The sequence below is a fragment of the Roseateles sp. Mitsp63 genome (genome assembly GCF_059491535.1).
The window spans coordinates 2,442,354-2,464,741 of the sequence record NZ_CP168509.1 but is presented as its reverse complement, the minus strand read 5'-3'; the positions used below and the strand labels follow the sequence as shown (position 1 = coordinate 2,464,741).

The window sequence follows — 22,388 nt, the reverse complement described above, 5'->3', positions numbered from 1 at the left end:
CGCCGGCGCTCAGGCATCGCGGTAGATGCCCACGACCGGCTCGCCGCCGGCCGCGACCCAGCCGCGGTACATGCCTTCGGTGTTGAAGCCGAGCCAGACCCGCCCGGCCGCATCGACCGCGATCAGGCCGCCATCGCCGCCGACCCGCGGCAGTTCGTCGAAGACGACGCGCGCGCAGGCCGCCTCCAGGCCCAGGCCGCCGATGCGCATCAGCGCGCCCACCTCGTGCGCGGCGCTGGCGCGGATGAAGGCTTCGCCGGTGCCGGTGCAGGACACGGCGACGCAGCGGTCATCGGCGTAGCAGCCGGCGCCCGGGACCGGCGAATCGCCGACGCGTCCCGGCCGCTTGTTGGTCATCCCGCCGGTGGAGGTCGCCGCCGCCAGGTGGCCCGCGGCGTCGCGCACGACCGCGCCGACGGTGCCGAACTTGTCCTTCTCGTCCAGGGGCCCCTGCCCGCCCTCGGCGGCCCGCTGGCCGTCATGGTCCAGGACGGCGCCCAGCGCCGAGGCCTGCGCCGCCTTCAGCTGCGCCAGCCGCTGCGGCGTGCCGAACCAGCCGGGCTCGACGCGCTCCAGGCCCTGCTCGAACGCGAACGCGTCGGCCGCCGGGCCGATCAGCATCACGTGTCCGCTGTGCGCCATCACCGCGCGCGCCGCGAGCACCGGATTGCGGACCCGCGTCACGCCGGCGACCGCGCCGGCCGCGCGATCGCGCCCATCCATCACGCTGGCGTCCAGCTCATGCCGCTCGTCGGCCGTGTAGACCGCGCCCTTGCCGGCGTTGAAGAGCTCGCACTCCTCCAGCCGCCGCACCGCCTCGACGGCCACGTCCAGCGCCGCGTCGCCGCGCGCGAGCCGCCTCGCGCCGTCGGCCAGGATGCCGGCGAGCGCGCCGCGGTATTGCGCCTCGCGCTCCGCGGACATGCCGTCGCGGCGCAGCGTGCCGGCGCCGCCGTGGATGACGAGCACGGCGCGGGGCGCATCGGTCAGGGCCGGGGCCGGGGCCGGAGCCGGGGTCGAGGAGGAGGCGGTCATGGTCGAGGCCCGGAGGGGTGACGGGGGCGGAAGCCGCGCATTCTCCTCCGCCTCCGGCATCTCCCTGGCCTTGTCCCGGTCGGGACACGGAAAAAGCGAACGCTCGTGCTAAAAACCAACGCAGTCCGCAGCACCCGGAACGCGCCCGGCCCCCCGGCGCGCGTCCGACATCAAGACCGCAGGAGACATCGCATGGATCTCAACTTCACCCCCGAGGAGCAGGCCTTCCGGGCCCACATCCGCCAGTGGGTGGCCGAGCACCTTCCGAAGGACATCAGCCACAAGGTGCACAACGCGCTGCGGCTGAACAAGGACGATCTGCAGCGCTGGGCGCGCCTGCTGGGCAAGCAGGGCTGGCACGGCTGGGCCTGGCCGAAGCAGTTCGGCGGCCCGGGCTGGAACGCGGTGCAGCGCCATCTGTTCGAGGAGGAATGCGCCCTGGCCGGCGCGCCGCGCGTGGTGCCCTTCGGGCCGGTGATGGTGGCGCCGGTGATCATGGCCTTCGGCTCGCGCGAGCAGCAGGAGCGCCACCTCCCCGGGATCATGAGCGGCGACGTCTGGTGGAGCCAGGGCTACAGCGAGCCGGGCTCGGGCTCGGACCTGGCGTCGGTGAAGACGCGCGCCGAGCGCCGCGGCGACAAGTACATCGTCAACGGCCAGAAGACCTGGACCACGCTGGGCCAGTACGGCGACTGGATCTTCTGCCTGGTGCGCACCGACGCCTCGGTCAAGCCGCAGGCCGGCATCTCCTTCCTGCTGATCGACATGAAGTCGCCGGGCGTGACCGTGCGGCCGATCATCATGCTGGACGGCGAGCACGAGGTGAACGAGGTCTTCTTCGACAACGTCGAGGTCCCTGCGGAGAACCTGGTCGGCGAGGAGAACAAGGGCTGGACCTATGCCAAGTACCTGCTCGCGCACGAGCGCACCAACATCGCCGACGTGAACCGCGCCAAGCGCGAGCTGGAGCGGCTCAAGCGCATCGCCAAGGCGGAGGGCGTGTATGAGGACGCGCGTTTGCGTGACCAGATCGCGCTGCTGGAGGTGGACATCGTGGCGCTGGAGATGATGGTGCTGCGCGTGCTGTCGGCCGAGAGCAGCGGCAAGCAGTCGCTGGACGTGGCGGGCCTGCTGAAGATCCGCGGCAGCGAGATCCAGCAGCGCTACACCGAGCTGATGATGCTGGCCGCCGGGCCCTACGCGACGCCGTTCATCCACGAGGCCATGGAAGCGGGCTGGCAGGGCGACCACGTTGGCGCGGCCCATTGCGCGCCGCTCGCGAGCCACTACTTCAACTATCGCAAGACGACGATCTACGGCGGCTCCAACGAGGTGCAGCGCAACATCGTCGCCCAGACGGTGCTCGGCTGACCGCGGCCCGGGACACGAGGAGACACGCACATGGACTTCGATTTCACCGACGACCAGATCTCGCTGCGCGATGCCGTGCGGCGCTATGTCGACAAGGATTACGGCTTCGAGCAGCGCCGCGCCATCGTGAAGGCCGGCGGCTTCTCGCGCCAGGCCTGGAACGGGCTGGCGGGACTCGGCCTGACCGCGCTGGCCGTGCCGGAGACGCATGGCGGCCTGGGCTTCGGCCCGGTCGAGGCGATGGTGGTGATGGAGGAGCTGGGCCGCGGCCTGGTGATGGAGCCCTACGCGCAGGGCGGGCTGGTCGCGCCGGCGGTGCTGGCGCAATCGGACGCCGGCGCACAGGGCGAATGGCTGCCGCGCATCGCGGGCGGCGAGGCGCTGGTCGTGCTCGCGCATCAGGAGCGCCGCGCGCGTTACCGGCTGGACCTCTGCGACACGCTCGCCACGGCCGATCACCGGCTCTCCGGACTGAAGAGCATGGTGCCCGCGGGCGACGCGGCGGATGCGTTCATCGTTCCGGCGCGCGCCGGCGGCGCCGATGCGGGCATCGCGCTCTACCTGGTCACGAAGGACGCGTCGGGCGTGTCGCTGCGCGGCTACCCGCTGCATGACGGCTCGCGCGCCGCCGAGCTGACGCTGAAGGACACGCCCGCCACGTTGCTCGTCGGTCCCGACCAGGGCCTGGCGATGCTGGAACATGCCGTCGACATCGCCATCGCCGCGCAGGCGGCCGAGGCGGTCGGCGCGATGGACCGCTTCGTCGCGCTGACGGCGGAATACCTGAACACGCGCAAGCAGTTCGGCGTCGCGATCGCCAGCTTCCAGGCGCTGCGCCACCGCATGGCCGACATCAAGATGCAGCTCGAGCTGGCGCGCTCGATGAGCTACTTCGCCACGCTCAAGCTCGGCGAACCGGCCGGCGCGCGGCGCCGGGCGGTCTCGCAGGCCAAGGTGCAGCTGGGCCAGTCGATGCGCTTCGTCGGCCAGCAGTGCACGCAGCTGCACGGGGGCATCGGCGTGACCGACGAGTACATCGGCAGCCACTACTTCAAGCGGCTGACGGTGATGGAGATGCAGTACGGCGATTCGCTGCATCACCTGGGCGAGGTGAGCCAGCGCATGCAGGACACCGCCGGCGTCTTCGCCTGATCGCCGCTGCGTAAACTCCGACGGTCTCGCCGCCTTCGCGGCGAGGGAGACCGCCATGTCGCTCGCGCCCTCTTCCCTGATCGCCGGCCTGCTGCTCGCGGCCGGCGCGCTGACCGCCTCGGCCCAGGACTTCAAGCCCGGACTGTGGGAGATCAAGCAGAAGCCCCAGCTCGATCCGCAGCGCCAGGCGCAGATGGAGCAGATGCAGAAGCAGATGGCCGCGCTGCCGCCGGAGCAGCGCAAGCAGATGGAGGCCATGATGGCGCAGCACGGCGTCAGCATGAATTTCCAGGGCGGCGAGCTGACGCTGAAGTCCTGCGTCACGAAGGAGCAGGCCGAGCGCGCCGCCCTGCCCAAGACCGACGGCAAGTGCGAGCACGACAGCAAGCGCAGCGGCGACAAGATGCTGGTGAACTTCCGCTGCACCAATCCGGCGTCGGAAGGCACGAATGAGATCACCTTCCTCGGGCCGGACCATTACACGACCAAGTCGGAGATCCGCGCGCAGCGCGACGGCAAGACGGAGACGATCCGCTCCACCGGCGAGGCCCGCTACCTGGGCGCCGACTGCGGCAGCCTGAAGCCGCAAGGCGCCAAGCCTTGAGCGCGACCGCCCCGCCGGCCGGCGCGGCCGCCGATGCCGGCAGCCTGTGCGATGTCGCCGGGCTGAAGCTCGGCCACTTCACCCATCCCTCGGTGCCCACGGGCTGCAGCGTCGTGCTGTGCGAGGCCGGCGCGACCGCCGGTGTCGACGTGCGCGGCGCGGCGCCCGGCACGCGCGACACCGAGCTGCTGCGCCCCGAGAACACGGTGCAGCAGGTGCACGCGCTGGTGCTCACCGGCGGCAGTGCCTTCGGGCTCGCCGCGGCGGACGGCGTGATGCGCTGGCTCGCCGAGCGCGGCCACGGATTCGCCGTCGGCCAGGCGCGCGTGCCCATCGTGCCGGCGGCGGTGCTGTTCGACCTCTGGCGGCATGACGCCGGCACCGCGCCCGATGCCGCGGCCGGACGCGCGGCCTGCGATGCGGCGTCGGCGGCGGAGCGCTCGCGCGGCCGCGTCGGCGCGGGCGCCGGGGCGACGGTGGGCAAGCTGCTCGGCGTCGAGCACGCGATGCCGGGCGGGCTGGGGATGGCCTCGGTGCGGATCGGCGGCGTGACGCTCGCGGCGATGGTGGCGGTGAATGCCGTCGGCGACGTGGTGGATCCGCGGGGCGGCGAGGTGATCGCCGGACCGCGCGGCGCAGACGGGCGGCCGCGCTCGACGGTGCGGGCGCTGCTCGCGGGCGAGCGCCCGGGCGGCGCGCTGCAAGGCAGCGCCACGACGATCGGGGTCATCGCGACCGACGCGAGGCTGACCAAGGCGCAGGCGACCAAGCTCGCGCAGATCGCGCACGACGGCTATGCGCGGGCGATCCAGCCGGTGCACACGGTGATGGATGGCGACGTGGTGTTCGCGCTCGCCACCGGCGCCGCGCAGGTCGACGGCGACATGACGCTGCTGGGCGCGGTGGCGGCGGAGGTCGTGGCGCGGGCCGTGGTGGATGCCGTCCGGCCTTCGCCGCCGGGCGCGCCGGCGACGCCGTAGTCACGGCGACAATCCCGCCCCATGAATTCGAGTTCCCCCAAGTCCGCCAAGCCCGTCGCGATCGCGCAGATCCTGTTCAGCCAGGGCTTCGGCACGCGCCGTCACTGCGCCGCGATGATCGGCCTCGGCCTGGTCTCGGTCGGCGGCGAGGTCGTCGAGGACCCGCATCAGGCCTTCGAGACCGCCGGCCTGGTCTTCGAGGTCGAAGGCCAGTCCTGGCCGTATCACGACAAGGCGCTGATCCTGCTGCACAAGCCGGCGGGCTACGAGTGCTCACGCAAGCCGAGCCACCATCCGAGCGTGTTCTCGCTGCTGCCCGAGCCGCTGCGCAATCGCGACATCCAGCCGGTGGGCCGCCTGGATGAAGACACCACCGGCCTGCTGCTGCTGACCGACGACGGCCCGCTGCAGCACAAGCTGACCAGTCCGAAGTACCACGTGCCCAAGCTCTACCAGGCGGTGTGCAAGGCGGAGCTGGATGACGCGCAATTGCGCAAGCTCGTCGAGGGCGTGCTGCTCGAGGAGCGCAATCCGAAGCTCGCCGCGGAGCCGGTGAGCGCGGTCTCGGCGCGGCGGCTGCCGGACGGCCGCCTGGAGATGGCGCTCACCGAAGGCCGCTACCACCAGGCCAAGCGCATGGTGGCGGCGGTCGGCAACCGCGTGCTGGCGCTGCACCGCCACCAGATCGGCGCGCTGGCGCTGCCGGCCGGCCTCAAGGAAGGCGGCTGGATGTGGCTGGATGACGCTCAGCGGGAGCTGGCGATGTCGGAGCCGTCGGCGTCCTGATCGTCGTCGGGGGTGGGATTGATCCACGCCTGGGCGGCCGCCAACGCCTCGCCGCTGACTTTCCGCAAGTCGCCCTTGGGGTCGAAGCGGACTCGCACGTTGACCAGCGTGTCGATGGACCTGGACGTCGGCGCCCGGCCGACCACCCGCGCCGCCTGGGCCGTGCCCTTGATACGGACGCGCCGCGCGGGCATGGGGACCGGCCTGGCCGAGACCGGCGGCGGCGGCTCCGCCAAGCCCGGAAGCGCCGGCGGCCGCGGCTCGTCGATCATCGATTCACCGAACGCCTTCAACGCCCCCAGCAGGTCCGGCCTGCCGGTGAACAACGCCTGGCTGCGCCCGTCGCGCGCCCGGTCGCAGGCATCCAGCAGCGCGCTTTCCAGCGACCGGCGGTCAAGCGGACTCTCGCGGTGCATGCGGAACAGGTCCAGCGCCACGGCGAAGACCGCGGCCATGTTCCCGCCGTTCGCATCCTGGAAGGCCGCGACCCGAGGCGGAGAGCTGGGCATCTCTCGCGCCTGGAGGTAGTGGCAGAGCTGGAGCAGCAGCTCCGGCGCCGGCGCGCTGCCGGCCGGCAAGGGCAGACGGTTCCAGGTGAACGTCCATGGCATTTCCACGTCCGTCGCCGGCCCGTTGACTTGGATGCGGCGCTCGCGCGCGTCGTCCATCCCGGTCCGCGCCATGATGTTCGAGTCCCGGTGGATGTTCCTGCTCAGCGGCGGACCTATCAGTTTGAACCCCGTCCCGTCGTCCGTGCCAAGGATCGGGGCAGTCACCCAACCCGGTTCGCCCGATTCCGGCGGACTCAGGTCGATCACGTCCGTGATGGCCGCCTGCCTGCAGGCGCGTGCCCATTGGTGGATGTCGCGCGCGCCGGCCGGGACAGCCATCACCAGCGTGCGCGGCTCGAGGACCCAGTTGGCGTCCAGCGCGCAGGGGGCGCTGTTCGTCCCGCCGGCCCCGAGCCGCGACTGCAGCGAGACCTCCAGCGCCGCCATGCCATTCCCCAGCCGCCCCCGGGGACCGGAGGGCGCGCGCGCACGGGTGAACCGGTCCAGCCGGTCGAGCAGCGCCTGGCCCTCGGCGTTCGCCCGGCCGCCCTGGCCGGGGCCAGGGGTGCGGGACGCGGAGGGCCGGATCAGGAATCCCAGGAATGAGGGCAGTCGCATCGAGCGCTCCAAGGAGGGACGGACTGCCTTCGTGAGCAGGCGGGGGCGATCGGCATCCGCCGGCGGGCGCGGTTTGATGGATGTCAACGGTCTCGCCCAGGGAAGTCCCCGAGTCCAATCGTGACGGACCTTGGTAGAAACGCGCCCACAAGGCGCCGTCCGAGAGGCGTCCGCCACAAGACCGGGGAGCGCGCGGCCGACATCCTCGACGGCCGGGTCGTATGGGAATTTCAGACAACGAACAACACGGGGATCCTGACGCCCTCCAGGTGGCGGTGCAGGTGCGGGCCGAACGCCTGACCAGCCTGCAGGCCCGCGTGGCCATGCCCGCCGGCGTCGGCGCGCTGTTCAGCCTGCTGCCGGTGGCCCTGCTGTGGTCGCACCTGCCGGCCATCGACCTGCTGGGCTGGCTGGCCGCGCGCTGGGGCATCTCCGCCTGGCGCTGGCTGGAGGCGCGCCGCTTCCTGCGCCTGCCGCCGCGCGAGCGCGCCTCGCCCGAGTGGGAACGCCGGTACCTGATCGGCCTGGGGCTGGACGGCCTCGCCTGGGGCGTGATCGGCGCGCTCTTCGCCACGCCCAACCTGCCCGAGATCGACGGCGCCATCATGACGACGCTGGTCGGCCTGGTCGCGTTCACCATGGTGTCCCTGGGCCACTGGGCGCGCGGGCAGGCGCTGTTCGCGTCGCTGGTGGTCGCGCCGCTGGCGATCCGGCTCGCGCTGCAGGGCGGCACGACCGGCTGGCTCAGCGTCGGCGGCCTGACGATGTTCTGGCTGCTGACGGTGCTCGAATCCCGCCGCATCGAGGCCCGCACGCTGGAGCTGCTGCGGCTGCGCTTCGAGCAGGCCCGGCTGGCCGAGCAGCGGCGCGTCGCGCTGGACGCGGCCGAGGAGACCAGCAGCAGCAAGAGCCGCTTCGTGGCGGTGATGAGCCACGAGATCCGCACGCCGCTCAACGGCATCATCGGCATGGCCCAGCTGCTGGAGCGCGGCGAGCTGACCCCGCAGCAGCGCGAGCAGGTGGACATCGTGCGGCGCTCGGGCAAGCACCTGCTGACGCTGGTCAACGACATCCTGGACCTGGCGCGCATCGAATCGGGCAAGCTCGTCGTCCAGGCCCAGCCCTTCGACATCCGCGAGGTCGCCGGCGATGTCGCCCGGCTGCTGGGCGAGACCGCGCGCGCCAAGGGCCTGCGCCTGGACCTGGCCATCGCGCCGCAACTGCCGGCGCGGGCGATGGGCGACGCGTCGCGCATCCAGCAGGTGCTGCACAACCTGGTGGGCAACGCCATCAAGTTCACCGACCAGGGCAGCGTCAGCGTCGAGGTCTCGCCGGTGCTGGACATGCGCGCCGGCACCCTGCTCCGCTTCGCCGTCAAGGACACCGGCGACGGCATCCCGGCGGACCAGCTGGAGCGCATCTTCGCCCCCTTCGAGCAGGCGGCCGACAAGGCGCGCCGCGATGGCGCGGGGCTGGGGCTGACCATCTCCCGCGAGCTCGCCCGCGCGATGGGCGGCGACCTGCGCTGCGCCTCGGCGCCCGGCCAGGGCTCGGTGTTCGAGTTCACGCTGCCGCTGCAGGCCTGCGGCGGCGAGGGCGCCGCGCCGCGCGCCCCGGCGGCCGCCGCCTCGGCCGCGGCCCCGCCGCCGGTGCTCCAGGGCCGCGTGCTGCTGGTCGACGACAGCCCGGTCAACCTGCTGGTCGCCTCCACGATGCTGGCGCGCTGCGGCCTGCAGGTGGTGCCCGCCGGCAATGGCCGCGAGGCGCTCGAGCGGCTCGGCGCGCAGCGCGTCGACCTGGTCCTGATGGACTGCCAGATGCCGGAGCTCGACGGCTTCGCGGCCACGGCCGCCTGGCGCCAGGAGGAGGCGCGCCGGCTGCTGCCGCGCACGCCCGTGGTGGCGCTGACCGCCAGCGCCGTCGACGACGACCGCGCGCGCTGCCTGGCCGCGGGCATGGACGACTATCTGGCCAAGCCCTTCGAGATGGACGAGCTGCTGGCCATCGTCACGCGGCACCTGCCCGCCGTCCATCGATAATCCGCCCCCTATGCAGGTCTTCCGCGGCTTCCACCATCCCGGCATCGCGGCGCAATGCGCGCTGACGATCGGCAATTTCGACGGCGTCCATCGCGGCCATCAGGCGATGCTGGCGCTGCTGCTGTCGGAGGCCCGCCACCGCGGCCTGCCGACCTGCGTGCTGACCTTCGAGCCGCACCCGCGCGACTTCTTCGCGCTCAAGCTCGGCAAGCCCGAGCTCGCGCCGGCCCGCATCGCGACGCTGCGCGACAAGCTCCAGGAACTCGAGCGCTGCGGCATCGACCAGGTCGTGGTGCTGCGCTTCGACGAGGCGCTGGCCTCGCTGCCCGCGCAGGACTTCATCCAGCAGGTGCTGATCGACGGCCTGGGCGCGAAGTACGTGCTGGTCGGCGACGACTTCCGCTTCGGCGCCAAGCGCCAGGGCGACTACGCGACGCTGGACGCCGCCGGGCAGCGGCTGGGCTTCGACGTCGCGCGGATGATGAGCTACGAGGTGCACGGGCTGCGGGTGTCGAGCTCGGCCGTGCGCGGGGCGCTGGCCGCCGGCGACATGGACGGCGCCGCGCGGCTGCTGGGGCGGCCGTACGCGATCTCCGGCCACGTGATCCACGGCCAGAAGCTGGGCCGCCAACTGGCGGAGACGGCCCCCGGCGCGGGCGACGGCTTCCGCACGCTGAACCTGCGCTTCGACCACGACAAGCCGGCCGCGCACGGCATCTTCGCGGTGCGCGTCCATGGCCTGGAAGGCGGCGGCGGCCCGGCGCTGGAGGGCGTGGCCTCGCTGGGCGTGCGGCCGACCGTCGAGGACGCCGGCCGCGTGCTGCTGGAAGTCCATGCGCTGGACTGGCCGGCCGCGCTGGCCGCCCGGCTGGGGCCCGGCGAGGCCTACGGTAAACTCGTCCGGGTGGAACTCCTCCAAAAACTGCGCGATGAAGCCCGTTTCGACGGGCTTGATTCGTTGACGGCCGCGATCCGCGAAGACGTCCGTCAGGCGCGCGAGTACTTCGCGCAACAGGCGGCCACCCACGCCGCCGTCCGCCGGCAGACCACCCGCGACCGAATTTGAAGGGCTGCCCGCCCTCTTCCACCCTCCTGCGCGTTCAGCCGGCGCGCGGCCTGCGCCCTCCTCGCCGCCTCCGCGCCCTCCTCTTCACGCCTCGCCGCCCCGCCCACGCCGGGGCCGCCCTCTTCGATTGCCGCTGCCATGACCGACACGTCCAAGCCCGACTACCGCTCGACGCTCAACCTGCCCGACACCCCGTTCCCGATGCGCGGCGACCTGCCCAAGCGCGAGCCGGGCTGGGTCAAGGAATGGGAGGACCAGGGCATCTACCAGCGCCTGCGCGTCGCGCGCCAGGGCAAGCCCAAGTTCGTGCTGCACGACGGCCCGCCCTACGCCAACGGCCAGATCCACATGGGCCACGCGGTCAACAAGATCCTGAAGGACATGATCGTCAAGGCGCGCCAGCTCGAGGGCTTCGACGCCGCTTACATCCCGGGCTGGGACTGCCATGGCCTGCCGATCGAGAACCAGATCGAGAAGACCTTCGGCCGCGGCCTGCCGCGCGACGAAGTGCAGGCGAAAAGCCGCAAGTACGCCGGCGAGCAGATCGACCAGCAGCGCGCCGACTTCAAGCGCCTGGGCGTGCTGGGCGACTGGGACCATCCCTATCGCACGATGGACTTCAAGAACGAGGCCGGCGAGATCCGCGTGCTCAAGCGCCTGTTCGAGCGCGGCTTCGTCTATCGCGGCCTGAAGCCGGTGTACTGGTGCTTCGACTGCGGCTCGTCGCTGGCCGAGTTCGAGATCGAGTACGCCGACAAGGACTCCCCGGCCGTGGACGTGGCCTTCCTGAGCGCGGAGCCGGACAAGCTGGCGGCCGCCTTCGGCCTGCAGACGCTGGACAAGGACGCGTTCACCGTCATCTGGACGACCACGCCCTGGACCATCCCCGCCAACCAGGCGCTGAACCTGAACCCGGACCTGCCCTACGCGCTGGTCGACACCGAGCGCGGCTACTTCGTCGTGGCCGAGGCGCTGGTCGAGAAATGCCTGGCCCGCTGGGGCATCGAGGGCCGGCAGGTCGCCGTGACGCCGGGCAAGTCGCTCGAGCTCCTGAAGTTCAAGCACCCGCTGGCGCACGTGCATCCCGGCTTCGACCGCGAGAGCCCGGTCTACCTGGCCGACTACGCCACCGCCGACGACGGCACCGGCGTGGTCCACTCGGCGCCCGCCTACGGCGTGGACGACTTCAACTCGTGCATGGCGCACGGGATGGACTTCAAGGACATCAAGAACCCGGTGCAGGGCAACGGCGTCTACGAGGCCGAGCTGCCGCTGTTCGGCGGCCAGCACATCTGGAAGGCCAATCCGGTCATCGCGCAAGCGCTGCAGGACGCCGGCCGCCTGATGGCGCAGAGCAAGATCCGGCACAGCTACCCGCACTGCTGGCGCCACAAGAGCCCGGTGATCTACCGCGCCGCGGCGCAGTGGTTCGTCCGCATGGACGAGGGCGACGGCGTGTTCACCGTCGACAAGGCCGGCAAGACGCTGCGCCAACTGGCGCTGGACGCGATCGAGCAGACCAGCTTCTATCCGGAGAACGGCAGGACGCGCCTGCACGACATGATCGCGGGCCGGCCCGACTGGTGCATCTCGCGCCAGCGCAGTTGGGGCGTGCCGCTGCCGATCTTCCTGCACAAGGACAGCGGCCAGCCGCATCCGAAGACGCTGGAGTTCATCGAGCGCGCGGCGCAGCTGGTCGAGGCCGGCGGCATCGAGGCCTGGTCCACGCTCGATCCGGCCGAGTGGCTGGGCGCCGAGGCCGAGCAGTATTCGAAGGGCCAGGACATCCTGGACGTGTGGTTCGACTCGGGCTCGACCTTCCAGCACGTGCTCAAGGGCTCGCACGCCGGCGCGGCGCACGAGACCGGCCCGGAGGCCGACCTCTACCTGGAAGGCCATGACCAGCATCGCGGCTGGTTCCATTCGTCGCTGCTGATCTCGTGCGCGATCAACGGCCGCGCACCCTATCGCGGCCTGCTGACCCACGGGTTCACCGTGGACAGCCAGGGCCGCAAGATGAGCAAGTCGCTGGGCAACGGCGTCGATCCCCAGGAGACCAGCAAGTCGCTGGGCGCCGAGATCATCCGGCTGTGGGTCGCCGCGTCGGACTACTCGGGCGACATCGCCGGCGACAAGAAGATCCTGGACCGCGTCGTGGACGGCTACCGCCGCATCCGCAACACGCTGCGCTTCCTGCTGGCCAACACCTCGGACTTCGACGCGGCCACGGACGCGGTGCCGCTGGACCAGCTGCTGGAGGCCGATCGCTACGCGCTCGCGCGCGCCGCGCAGTTCCAGCAGGAGATCCTGGCGCACTACCAGCGCTACGAGTTCCACCCGGTGGTGGCCAAGCTGCAGGTGTACTGCTCGGAGGACCTGGGCGCGTTCTACCTGGACGTGCTGAAGGACCGGCTGTACACGACCGCGCCGAAGTCGCTGGCGCGCCGCTCGGCGCAGACGGCGCTGTGGCACATCACGCACGCGATGCTGCGCTGGATGGCGCCGTTCCTGAGCTTCACCGCCGAGGAGGCGTGGAAGGTCTTCGCCGGCAAGCAGCCGGGCGAGACGATCTTCACCGAGACCTACTGGTCCTTCGGCGTCGCGCATGACGACGGGCTGATCGCGAAGTGGAACCGCATCCACGAGATCCGCGATGCGGTGAACAAGGCGATCGAGGCGGTGCGCTCGGAAGGCCGGATCGGCGCGTCGCTGCAGGCCGAGGTGGCGCTGGGCCTGAACGCGGAAGACCTGGCGCTGCTGGGCAGCCTGGGCGACGACCTGAAGTTCGTGCTGATCACCTCCGCGGCCAGCGTCGCGCTGGCGCCGGAGCTCAGCATCGCGGTGACGCCGTCGGAGCATCAGAAATGCGAGCGCTGCTGGCACTACCGGGCGGACGTGGGAGTCAACCCCGCCCACCCGACGATCTGCGGCCGCTGCGAGAGCAATCTCCACGGCCAGGGCGAGCAGCGCTCGATCGCGTGACCGCTCCGCGGCGGCGCGCCTTCACGCGCCGCCGCTGACCGTCTGGCAGGCCGCCTCCGCGCAAGCAGAGGCGGCCTGTGTCATGTCGGACTGATCGACGGGACGAACTGGATGTCCACGCGCACCGGGATGAACTCGCTCGACGCCCGTTCACCCTCCCGATGCACCACCAGGTCGAACTGGCTCTGGTAGTGCCCCTGAACCTTCTCCAGCCTGGGGTTGTCCTCGTACCTGAAGCTCAGGACCAGACGGCTGCGCTTGGCGTCCTCGCACTGGAACGCGCTTTCCATCTTCACCCGCCGCCGCTCGGTATCGCACCCCGCCACCTTGTGGGCGCGCAGTCTCAGGCGGAGCCGGTGGTTGCTCTCCACGCTGTGGGCATTGACCTCGATGAAGGTGAAGCTGTTGTCGCCCGCCTCCAACCGCTGGGTGATTCCGAGGGCGCCTTCCTGCCCCTCCGGCACGGTGAAATACACCGCCTTCGCGGGCTGGTCGAAGCCGCCGGCGAGGAAGTTGGGCGATCGCATCGGCGGGCCATTGGTCACCGTCCAAAGCCCGGATGTCGTCCGGACCATCGGCGCATGCTTCATGAGCCACTCGGCTTGCGGTGCAACGCGGCGGCCCAGTGACACTCCCCGCTCGGATTGCGTCGAGGACACGGCTACGATCACCGGACGGCCGCCGATCCGCGCCCACCACGCGCCGCCCACGCTGCCGAAGGGCGTCGTCCGCCCTTTCGCCCGGAGGAATCTGCGATCCGTGTCGACCGCCCTCATCTCGCCCGCGGTCCGCGGCGTGGGCGCCGGGGAGGCCTCCGTCGTCGGCATCGGCAAACGGTCCTCGCCCCGCTTGATGACCGGTTGAACGTAGCTGACGAAGCGGATCACCAGGCCGTTCTCTTTCCGGAAGTTGCCGTCGTGGATCACGGCCGGCTGCAGCGCGCGATCGTTTCGGTCCTTCGGCGTGGCGAGGCGCTTCAATCGGTAGACCGCCAACTCGCCGTCCGGCGCGACTTCGAGGCCATCCAGACCTTGCGCAACGAGCGTCCCATCCCACGCGAAGAAACGGGGCGGGTCGGCTTGCCCGGCTTGAGGCGACGGCTGCGGAAAGTCGGCGTTGCCGCAATGCGCCTTCGTGGCCAGCACGTAGGTGAAGCGGCTGTCCTCGCCCAGCCAGGTGCCGCCACAGCTGTCCTGGTCATGACGGATCAGCCGGCCCGCCGCCAGCAGCGGCCCCTTCGAGGCGGCATCGCGAACGCGCTTCAACGCGGTCTCCGCCGTGGGGACCGGATCGTCCGGATCGCCGCCCCACTCGCGGAACAAGGCATGGTCGATGGCCATGGCGCTGGCCCCGGCCGCGCAGAACATGGCCGGAACGGCGACCGCGATGGCGATCGCGTGTCGACGTGCGAAGGTCGAGAGATTCAAGGAAAAACTCCTGCGTCAGAAAGAGCAGGCATGGTCCCGGGCCGCGGCCGTGGCGACAACCGCCTCGATGTCCCATCGGGTTGCCCTCTGCAATGCGATTGCGTGGGGGCAACCACAGGAAGCAGCCAGCCTGTTTCGGCTCCGGAACTTCAGCCGCGCCGCGAACGTCGGCGCCTCATTTCGCGGACGCATCGAGCGTGTCCAGATCGATGTCGAGCTCGATCAACTGCTCGAAGTCCCGGTCCATCCAGCCCCGCGCCTGGAGCAGCAGCTGGCCGCGGTGCAGGCCTGCGGGCAGGCCGGGGTTGTCCTCCGCGTGAAAGCCCACCGTGACGGGTCCCGCCGCCTTGCGCTGGCAGGTGCTGCCATCCTCCATGCGCGTCGACCGGCCGCCGCACAGCGGATCGCGCTCGGCGCGCAGGTGGACCTGGCGCTGCTGCCCGGTCACGGCATCGCGGACCGTCACCTCGATCCGGCTGGGGCCGGGACTGCCGCTCCACAGGCCGCTGCGCGGCCCTTGCGTTCCGTCCTGCGCGGGCACCGTGTAGTAGACGGTGCCCTGGGATACCTGCTCGGCCAGATTGGGCGAGCGATACGCCGCCTGCGGGGTCACACGTCCCCTGAGCAGGTGCCGGATGTCGAGATGCAGCGTCAGCCGCTCCTGCCGCGACCGGTCCATGCCGGCCAGGACCTCGACGTCGAAGCGGCCGGTGTAGACCCCGGGTTTCAACCGCGGGTTGTCATCCGGCAGGAACGCCACCCGGAGCCGATTGCTTCGCGCCGCGGGGCACGGCGCCGCGTCCTCCATGGCCGACCGCCGGCAGCCCGCGTCACGATGGGCGCGGAGCCGGAGCTCCGCCAACGCGCCGGTCCGCGATTCCCTCGCCATCACGCGGATGACGCTGTGGCCGTCGGCGCCGGACCACTGGCTCACGGAAGGCCCGGTCACGTCCGCCTGGGCCGGAACGATGAAATGGACGCGCTGCCCCGACGGATCACGGACATGGTTCCTGGACACGAAGGGCTGGGATTCGGTCACCGCCATGCGCTCCGACTGCAGCACCGCTCCGGGAAAGATGCCGTGGATCCAGGCTGCGTGGCGAGGCACGTGCGGCGCGAGCGATTGAGGCGACGGCCAGTTCGTCCCGCCGGAGGAAACAGCCGACACCTGCCAATAGCCATGCTGCGTCCGCCACCACGCGGAGCCGCTGTCGCCCGGCCGCGTGAATGCCCAGGACGGGCTGGCCGCCTGGTGTTCGGATCGGGTGTAGACGCCCTGGAAATCGTCGAAGAAGCCCTCGATGGCCGCTTCACCGGTGATCCTGCGCTGCCCGCCGGGCAGGTCGCGATACGTCCTTCCCACGCCGGTATGGCCGTATCCGACGAAGTGGATGGTCTCCCCACGGCTCAGATCCTTCTCGGCGATCGTCGGCGGCTCCAGCCGCCTTCCGCGGGAATCGACCGGCGTGGCCACCCGGGGCAGTCTCAGCACGGCGATGTCGTCGTGGATTTCCCATTTCCCCGGCTCGCCCCGCGTCCTGACCGGCGTGAAGGCCCAGCCCTTGCCCTGGGCGATGACCTTGCCGCGCCAGTCCAGGAAGGTCACCGAGTTGGCGACCGCTTGCCCGCTCGACCAGGAAACGCAGTGTGCAGCCGTCAGCAGATAGGTGTGAGGGCCCTGCTCACCCAGCCAGGTCGCCGTGCACCCGCCGATCCGGCCCACCGCCAGGAACTGTTCGGACAGGCTGTGCTGGCGCAGCAGCCAGGTGACCTCGGGAAAGGAGGCGTCGATCTCGGCCAGCTTCCCGCCGAGCTCGACGAACTTCGCCTCGCTGATGAACACCGCGCTGGCGGTCGACGGTGCCAGCAGGATGCCGATGGACAGGAGCATCGCGCTCGCGCGCGAGCGGCGGGACAGGGACGTCTTCGACTGCAAGACAACTCCAGATCATGAAGGGATCGGGATGTTGCAAGCGCAGGCGCAGGGTTGCCATTGACAGGATTTGCGCGTGCTCACCAGCCGCTGGCTGACGCGCTGGCCCTCGATGACGGATGCAAGTCAGGTGCAGCGCCGGCGTCCTTCAGGCGGAGGGTTCCGCTCGCGCCGCCGCACGGCGTTCATCGGCCCGCATCCAGCCAAGTCCGGCACTCGTGCCACCGGGCGCAAGCCCCAGCCGCGGGCGATATTCGCAACCCACCCAGCCGCCCCAACCGATGGCCGCGGTGATCTCGTCGATCGCCGCGAGCGCCTGACGCCATTCCAGCGTGCCGACATCCGGCTCGTGCCGGTCCGGCACGCCGGCAATCTGCAGATGTCCCACGCGGCCGGTGGGCAGATGACGCCTCAACTGGGCAACGACATCCCCCTCCACGCGGCCGCAGTGGTACAGGTCCATCTGCACCTTCAGGTTGGACGCGCCAATGCGCCGGGCGATGTCATGCGCCTCGCCCTGGCGCTGCAGCAGGTAACCCGGCATGTCCACCGGATTGATGGGCTCGATCATCAACGCGATGCCCATCCGCTCAGCCCGCTCCGCGGCCCATGTCAGCCGCGCCTCGTAGCGGCCGATCGCGGCCTCGCGATCGGCGTCCGCCGGCAGCACGCCCGCGAGCACATGCACCCTCGGCGACCCGACCTCCGCCGCATACGCCAGCCCGCGCTCGATCGAATCGCGGAAGTCCACCTCCCGGCCTTCCAGCGACGCCAGACCCCGCTCACCCGCCGCCCAGTCCCCCGCAGGCGCATTGATCAGCACCACCCGCAAACCCTGACCCTCCGATCGAGCCCGGAACTCGGCAACCGGCACACCGTCCGGATACATGCACTCCACGCCCTCGAATCCATCACGCGCCGCGGCAGCGAAACGGTCCAGGAACGCGAGGTCGGGGTAGAGAAAGCTCAGGTTGGCAGCAAAACGAGGCATGGGCGTAGTGTGACCGAGCAGCAACGGGAGATCGCCCGGGCCGGCGGCGGAGCCAGCCCGGGCGCTCAACTCGATCCGCTCGCCTGCGGCTCGCTGCTCTCAAACAGAACGCGCCAAGTCAGATCAAGGCTGGCTCCGCCGCCGGCCCGGGCGACCTCCCGTCGCACATCAGCAGCAGCGGCCCGTGCGGGAGCTGTAACGCGCCTCCTGACGGTCGCGGAAGAAGGCCTCGTAGCTCAGGGGAGCCTGATCTGGGTGCGTGCGGGCCATGTGCGCGAGATAAGCACCGTAGTCGGCGCCAATCAGCTGCTGGCGCACGCCGCGCGCCATGTAGCGGCCCGCCTGCAGCAGGTCGGCGCCAGCCTGCAGCGCAGCCTCCGCCGCCTGCTTAAGCATGACCACCCACCGTCGCACCCTCGGGCAGGCGCTCGAAAGGCGTCTCACGCACCGTCGGACGGCGCTCGGCTCGCGCCTTCAACACCGCCTTCACGCTGTACACCAGCACACTGATCACGACAAACATGAACAGCCCGCACAGCGCCGCGTCCAGCCGGTCATTGAAGATCACCCGCTCCATCGCCTCCAGGCTCTTCGCCGGCGCCAGCACCTTGCCCGACACCAGCGCGTCCGCGTACTTCGACGCGTGCGCCAGGAAACCCACCTTCGGATCAGCACTGAAAATCTTCTGCCAGCCCGCCGTCATCGTGCAGATCAGCAGCCAGGCCGCCGGCAGGATCGTCGTCCACGCGTAACGATCCTTCTTCATCTTGAACAGCACCACCGTGCCCAGCAGCAGCGCCACCGCAGCCAGCATCTGGTTGGCAATGCCGAACAGCGGCCACAGCGTGTTGATGCCGCCCAGCGGATCCACCACGCCCTGGTACAGGAAATAACCCCACGCCGCCACGCACAGACCCGTGGCGATCAGGTTCGCCGGCAGCGACTCCGTGCGCTTGAGCGCCGGCACGAACGTGCCCAGCAGGTCCTGCAGCATGAAACGGCCCGCGCGCGTGCCCGCATCGACCGCCGTCAGGATGAACAGCGCCTCGAACAGGATCGCGAAGTGGTACCAGAAAGCCATCATCGCCTTGCCACCCACGACCTGATGCAGGATGTGCGCCATGCCCACCGCCAGCGTCGGCGCGCCACCGGCACGCGCCAGGATGGTGTTCTCGCCCACGTCCTTCGCCGTCTGCACCAGCATCTCCGGCGTGATCACGAAGCCCCAGGTCGACAGCGTCGCCGCCACCGTTTCAGGCGTGGTGCCCACCAGCGCCGCCGGACTGTTCATCGCGAAGTAGACGCCCGGCTCGATGCACGAGGCCGCCACCAGCGCCATCACCGCCACGAACGATTCGGCCAGCATGCCGCCGTAGCCGATGAAGCGCGCGTTGACCTCGTTGTCCAGCATCTTGGGCGTGGTGCCCGAGCTGATCAGCGCGTGGAAGCCCGACACCGCGCCGCACGCGATGGTGATGAACAGGAAGGGGAACAGGTTGCCCGACCACACCGGGCCGTTGCCGGCCGCGAACTGCGTGAACGAGGGCATCTGCAGCGGCGGCGCGACGATCACGATGCCCACGGCCAGCGCGATGATGGTGCCGATCTTCAGGAAGGTGGACAGGTAGTCGCGCGGCGCCAGCAGCAGCCACACCGGGATGCTGGCCGCCACGAAGCCGTAGCCGATCAGCATCCACGTCAGCGCCTTGCCGTCGTAGGTGAACAGCGGCGCCCAGGCCGGGCTCTCGTGCACCCACTGGCCGCCGACGATCGCCAGCATCAGCAGCACGAAGCCGATGATCGAGACCTCGCCGATGCGGCCCGGCCGGATGAAGCGCAGGTACACGCCCATGAACAGCGCCACCGGGATGGTGGCGGCCACCGTGAAGGTGCCCCAGGGCGAGCCCGCCAGCGCCTTCACCACGATCAGCGCCAGCACCGCCAGGATGATGATCATGATCATGAAGGCGCCGAACAGCGCGATCACGCCGGGCACCGTGCCCATCTCCTGCTTGACCAGGTCGCCCAGCGAGCGGCCGTCGCGGCGCGTGGAGATGAACAGCACGATGAAGTCCTGCACCGCGCCGGCGAAGATCACGCCGGCCAGGATCCACAGCAGCCCGGGCAGGTAGCCCATCTGCGCGGCCAGCACCGGGCCGACCAGCGGGCCGGCGCCGGCGATGGCGGCGAAGTGGTGGCCGTACAGCACGTACTTGTGGGTGGGGACGAAGTCCAGCCCGTCGTTGTGCTTCCAGGCCGGCGTCTGCCGGGTCGGGTCTAGGCCCAGCACCTTGGTGGCCAGGAACAGGCTGTAGTAGCGGTAGCCGATCAGGTAGACGCAGATCGCCGCGACGACGACCCACAGCGCGCTCACCGCTTCACCGCGGGCCAGCGCCACGGTGGCCAGGGCGAACGCCCCCAGGACAGCCACGCCCGCCCAGGCGAGGTGGCGACTCATGTTCGTCATCGATGTCTCCTTTATGGACGCGCTCCGGCGGGACTCGGGGACCCAGGGGCGCGGGTGCATGTATTGCAGCCGGCAGTTTCCGTGCCGCTGCGGTTTCCCACATCCGTCGCGCGGACTAGCCCGGGCGCGTAATAGCGCTTAGGGACTAACCCTGATCACCGGGCATGCGAAGCCGCGCTGCGTGCCGGGGCCCGGCGGCGCGGTTCCCCGCGCGGGGACCGCGTGGGAACTACGACAGGTCCCGATGCAAACCGCGCGCGTGCTCCACCGCGTAGCGGATCAGCTCGGCCTGGCCTTCGAGCTCGAGCTTGCGCTTGATGTTCTGGCGATGCGTCTCGACGGTGCGCACCGACAGGTCCAGCGCCTTGGCGATCTGCTTGCTGGACTCGCCGCGTCCCAGCGCCGAGAGGATCTCGCTCTCGCGCGGCGACAGGATCGGACGCGGCTGCTGGCTGCGGAACATGCGCTTGGACACGCCCGGGCTGAGGAAGGTGCCGCCCGCGGCGACCGCGTCGATGGCCGCGACGATCTCGCCCGCCGGCGCGTCCTTGAGCACGTAGCCGCGGGCGCCGGCCTGCAGCGCGCGCTGCACGTACTCCGGGTTGTCGTACATGCTGTACATCAGCACGCGCAGGTCGGGCGCGCGCTCCAGCATCGTCTGCGCGAGCTGGATGCCGTTGTGCCCCTTCAGCCCGACATCCAGCAGCACCACCTGCGGCTGCGTGGCGATCAGCATCACCATCGCCTCCTCCGCGTTGCCGGCCTCGCCGACGACGAGGTAGCGCGCCTCGCCCTGCAGCCGCGAGCGCACGCCCTCGCGCACCAGCGGGTGGTCGTCGACCAGCAGCAGGCGCACGGGCGCGGAGGCGCCGCGATCGGTGCCGGAAAGGGACTCGGTGCTCATGGGGCGGGATTGTCGCGCGCCAGCCGCCGGATCGCGGCGGCCGGCACGATCGCCTCGATCTGCGTGCCGTGGCCCGGGCTGGACTGCAGGTCCAGCGCGCCGTCGACCGAGGCCAGCCGCTCGCGCATGTTGCGCAGGCCGATGCCCAGATGGGGATCGGCGCGCTCGGCGTCGTCGGGATCGAAGCCGGCGCCGTCGTCCAGCACGCGCAGCAGCACGCCGCCGGGCTCGCCCTTCGCGTCGGGCGGCGCGAACTCCAGCGACATCTCCACCCGCGCCGCGCCCGCATGCTTGGCCACGTTGGTCAGCGCCTCCTGGGCGACGCGGAACAGCACCGTGTTGAGCAGCTCCGGCAGCTCGCGCGGCTCGCCGGCGACGCGCAGCGACACGGGCACCGCGCCGCCCTCGTCGAACTCGCGCGCCAGGTGCTCCAGCGCGGCCGGCAGCCCCAGCGTGTCCAGCAGCGCCGGCCGCAGCCGGTGCGACAGGCGCCGCACCTCGGTGAGGCTGTCGTTCAGCCGCTCCAGCGCGCGCGGCAGCAGCGCGGTCTCGCCCGCCTGCTGCGCCGATTCGATCAGCAGCTTGGTCGAGACCAGGGTCTGGCTCACGCCGTCATGCAGCTCGCGCGAGAGGTGGGCGCGCTCGTCCTCCTGCGAGCGCACCACCTGGTGCGCCAGCGCGCGCAGCCTGGCCTCGGCCTGGCGGTGCTCGCTCAGGTTCAGCGCCAGCGCGCTGGCGCTGATCAGCGCCACGCCGAAGACCGCGATCGCCGCGATGCCCCACATCGTGCGGGCGATGTTGGCCTGCGCCTCGCGGTCGAGCTGCTCCAGCGTCGCGCGGATGCCGTCCAGGTAGAGCCCGGTGCCCAGCATCCAGTTCCAGCGCTCCATCGCCACGACGTAACCGAGCTTGGGCGCCATCTCGCCGCTGGACGGCTTGCGCCACAGGTAGTCGACATAGCCGCCGCCGGCCTTGGCCTGCGCCACGAGCTGCTGGATCGTCGGCCGCCCGAGCGGATCGCGCAGCTCCCACAGGTCGCGGCCGATCAGGCTGGGCTGGCGCGAGTGCATCAGCACCCGGCCCTGCAGGTCGTAGACGAAGAAGTAGCCGTCCTCGCCGTAATCGAGCGAGGACAGCAGCCGCAGCGCCTCGCGCTTGTCGCGCTCGACGTCGGCGGCGCTGCCCTGCGCGGCCAGGCCCGGCGCGCGCTCGTACAGCGGCTGCAGCGTGCTGACGGCCAGCTCGACGTAATGGCGCAGCTCGTCGCGGCGCGCGTCCATGTAGGCGCGCTGCACGGCGGCGTGCTCGCGCTCGAGCAGCTCGCGCTCCTGCTGACGCACCGCCACCGCGATCAGCAGCAGCGAGGCCACCAGCGGCAGCAGCGCCAGCAGCAGGATCTTCAGGCGGAGTCTCATGCGCGGATCATCGGGGGAGGCGGCGTTGGAGCCGCACTCTAGCCGCACGGCCCAGGTCCGCCCGGCG

17 protein-coding genes are annotated in these 22,388 nt (G+C 70.9%); 8 read left to right on the top strand and 9 right to left on the bottom strand.

The genetic code is table 11. From position 1 onward, the window contains the following. Positions 1-9: 9 nt before the first annotated feature. Positions 10-1,035, bottom strand: coding sequence for an isoaspartyl peptidase/L-asparaginase family protein (locus tag ACEN96_RS10855; protein ID WP_495588024.1), 1,026 nt, complete (start codon positions 1,033-1,035; stop codon positions 10-12). Between the two features lie 192 nt (positions 1,036-1,227). On the opposite strand from ACEN96_RS10855, the gene ACEN96_RS10850 reads away from it, so the two are divergent. From ACEN96_RS10850 to ACEN96_RS10830, 5 genes are read left to right on the top strand one after another with little or no spacing between them, the layout of a single operon-like run. Then, positions 1,228-2,406, top strand: a complete 1,179-nt coding sequence (locus ACEN96_RS10850; protein ID WP_495588023.1) for an acyl-CoA dehydrogenase family protein — start codon at positions 1,228-1,230, stop codon at positions 2,404-2,406. A gap of 30 nt (positions 2,407-2,436) precedes the next feature. Then, positions 2,437-3,558, top strand: a complete 1,122-nt coding sequence (locus ACEN96_RS10845; RefSeq protein ID WP_495588022.1) for an acyl-CoA dehydrogenase family protein — start codon at positions 2,437-2,439, stop codon at positions 3,556-3,558. 55 nt (positions 3,559-3,613) lie between these two features. Next, the gene (locus ACEN96_RS10840) at positions 3,614-4,162 is read left to right on the top strand and encodes a DUF3617 domain-containing protein (protein ID WP_495588021.1); all 549 of its coding nucleotides are present in this window, start codon (positions 3,614-3,616) and stop codon (positions 4,160-4,162) included. Continuing rightward, positions 4,159-5,142 carry a P1 family peptidase gene (locus ACEN96_RS10835; protein ID WP_495588020.1) on the top strand — a complete coding sequence of 328 codons (984 nt, stop codon included), beginning with the start codon at positions 4,159-4,161 and terminating at the stop codon, positions 5,140-5,142. The genes ACEN96_RS10840 and ACEN96_RS10835 overlap by 4 nt, the downstream gene beginning before the upstream one ends. 21 nt (positions 5,143-5,163) lie before the next feature. Further along, the gene (locus tag ACEN96_RS10830) at positions 5,164-5,928 is read left to right on the top strand and encodes a pseudouridine synthase (RefSeq protein ID WP_495588019.1); all 765 of its coding nucleotides are present in this window, start codon (positions 5,164-5,166) and stop codon (positions 5,926-5,928) included. On the opposite strand, the gene ACEN96_RS10825 is transcribed toward ACEN96_RS10830, so the two are convergent. Next, the gene (locus ACEN96_RS10825; protein ID WP_495588018.1) at positions 5,889-7,097 is read right to left on the bottom strand and encodes a hypothetical protein; all 1,209 of its coding nucleotides are present in this window, start codon (positions 7,095-7,097) and stop codon (positions 5,889-5,891) included. The two genes, ACEN96_RS10830 and ACEN96_RS10825, sit on opposite strands and share 40 nt — an antisense overlap. 221 nt (positions 7,098-7,318) lie before the next feature. Between ACEN96_RS10825 and ACEN96_RS10820 the strand changes: the two genes are divergently transcribed. From ACEN96_RS10820 to ileS, 3 genes are all read left to right on the top strand, one after another. Further along, entirely contained in the window at positions 7,319-9,136 is a 1,818-nt protein-coding gene (locus ACEN96_RS10820) for an ATP-binding protein (RefSeq protein WP_495588017.1), read from the top strand. 10 nt (positions 9,137-9,146) lie between these two features. Further along, entirely contained in the window at positions 9,147-10,202 is a 1,056-nt protein-coding gene (locus tag ACEN96_RS10815; RefSeq protein ID WP_495588016.1) for a bifunctional riboflavin kinase/FAD synthetase, read from the top strand. Positions 10,203-10,340: 138 nt separating this feature from the next. Further along, positions 10,341-13,184, top strand: a complete 2,844-nt coding sequence (ileS, locus tag ACEN96_RS10810) for an isoleucine--tRNA ligase (protein ID WP_495588015.1) — start codon at positions 10,341-10,343, stop codon at positions 13,182-13,184. 80 nt (positions 13,185-13,264) lie between these two features. On the opposite strand, the gene ACEN96_RS10805 is transcribed toward ileS, so the two are convergent. From ACEN96_RS10805 to ACEN96_RS10775, 7 genes are all read right to left on the bottom strand, one after another. Beyond that, positions 13,265-14,611 (bottom strand): hypothetical protein, encoded by a 1,347-nt coding sequence (locus ACEN96_RS10805; protein WP_495588014.1) that lies wholly within the window; start codon positions 14,609-14,611, stop codon positions 13,265-13,267. Positions 14,612-14,786: 175 nt separating this feature from the next. Next, positions 14,787-16,547 carry a trypsin-like serine peptidase gene (locus ACEN96_RS10800; RefSeq protein ID WP_495588013.1) on the bottom strand — a complete coding sequence of 587 codons (1,761 nt, stop codon included), beginning with the start codon at positions 16,545-16,547 and terminating at the stop codon, positions 14,787-14,789. A 145-nt stretch (positions 16,548-16,692) separates the two neighbouring features. Then, on the bottom strand, positions 16,693-17,535 hold the full coding sequence (locus ACEN96_RS10795) for a hydroxypyruvate isomerase family protein (protein ID WP_495588012.1): 843 nt from the start codon (positions 17,533-17,535) through the stop codon (positions 16,693-16,695). Positions 17,536-17,703: 168 nt separating this feature from the next. Beyond that, positions 17,704-17,931, bottom strand: a complete 228-nt coding sequence (locus ACEN96_RS10790) for a YbdD/YjiX family protein (RefSeq protein ID WP_495588011.1) — start codon at positions 17,929-17,931, stop codon at positions 17,704-17,706. Continuing rightward, positions 17,924-20,002: a carbon starvation CstA family protein gene (locus ACEN96_RS10785; RefSeq protein ID WP_495588010.1), complete on the bottom strand. Its 2,079-nt coding sequence runs from the start codon at positions 20,000-20,002 to the stop codon at positions 17,924-17,926. Before ACEN96_RS10785 ends, ACEN96_RS10790 begins: the two co-directional genes overlap by 8 nt. A gap of 229 nt (positions 20,003-20,231) precedes the next feature. Beyond that, the gene (locus ACEN96_RS10780) at positions 20,232-20,906 is read right to left on the bottom strand and encodes a response regulator transcription factor (protein ID WP_495588009.1); all 675 of its coding nucleotides are present in this window, start codon (positions 20,904-20,906) and stop codon (positions 20,232-20,234) included. After that, on the bottom strand, positions 20,903-22,321 hold the full coding sequence (locus tag ACEN96_RS10775) for a cache domain-containing protein (protein ID WP_495588008.1): 1,419 nt from the start codon (positions 22,319-22,321) through the stop codon (positions 20,903-20,905). The genes ACEN96_RS10780 and ACEN96_RS10775 overlap by 4 nt, the downstream gene beginning before the upstream one ends. Between the last annotated feature and the right edge of the window lie 67 nt (positions 22,322-22,388).